The following is an 850-nucleotide window of genomic DNA, read 5'->3' as shown; positions in this document are numbered from 1 at the left end:
CGGTTTTCGTCATGCCCTGGATGAAACCAATACGGGCTTGTCGTGATCTGCTGCGCCGTGCTTTCGAAGCGGCGAACCGGATCGGAGACCTCGCGTATGGGGCGTACGCGTGCAACAATCTGAACTCGGACCTGCTTTTCGCCGGCAAGCCGCTGCACGAGGTGCAAGGCGAAGCCGAACACGGTCTTGAGTACGCCGGCAAGGTGCGGTTCGGCCTTGTCATCGACATCATCACCACGCGGCTCGCGCTGATACGGATGCTTCGCGGCCTGACGCCAACCTTCGGCCGCCTTGACGACGGGCAGTTCAATGAACTTCGGACCGAAACCCATCTGTCCGGCAACCCGGCCCTGGCAGTAGCTGCGTGCTGGTACTGGATCCAGAAATTGCAGGCGCGCTATCTTGCCGGTGACTATGCTGCAGCCATGGATGCGGCATCGAAGGCGCAACCGCTGCTCTGGACCTCATCCTCGTTGATTGAGGAAGCCGACTATCACTTTTACGGCGCGTTGGCGAAGGCCGCCTGGTGTGAGTGCACCCCGGCCGACGAGCGGCCACAACACCTGGACGATGTCGCTGCACATTACCGACAGCTCCAGATCTGGGCGAAAAACTGCCCGGAGAATTTCGCGGACCGCGCCGCGCTGGTCGGCGCCGAGATTGCCCGGATCGAAGGCCGCATGATGGATGCCATGCAGTTGTACGAGCAGGCCATCCACTCGGCGCAGGAAAGCGGCTTTGTCCACGGTGAGGCACTCGCCAACGAACTCGCGTCCCGCTTTTACGCGGCGCACGGTTTCGGGAAAATTGCCTGTGTGTATTTGCGAGATGCCCGCTACGGCTATCTGCG

General features: G+C 61.4%; 1 pseudogene. It reads left to right on the top strand.

Annotation, left to right across the window (positions count from 1 at the left end):
• Nucleotides 1-11: 11 nt before the first annotated feature.
• A pseudogene (locus tag NQV17_RS37795) lies at nucleotides 12-850 on the top strand (protein kinase); the annotation flags it as partial.

This window comes from Burkholderia sp. SCN-KJ, from assembly GCF_024656005.1.
GTDB lineage: Bacteria > Pseudomonadota > Gammaproteobacteria > Burkholderiales > Burkholderiaceae > Burkholderia.
Note: the sequence above shows the minus strand (reverse complement) of the source record. Positions and strands in the feature narration are given on the sequence as shown.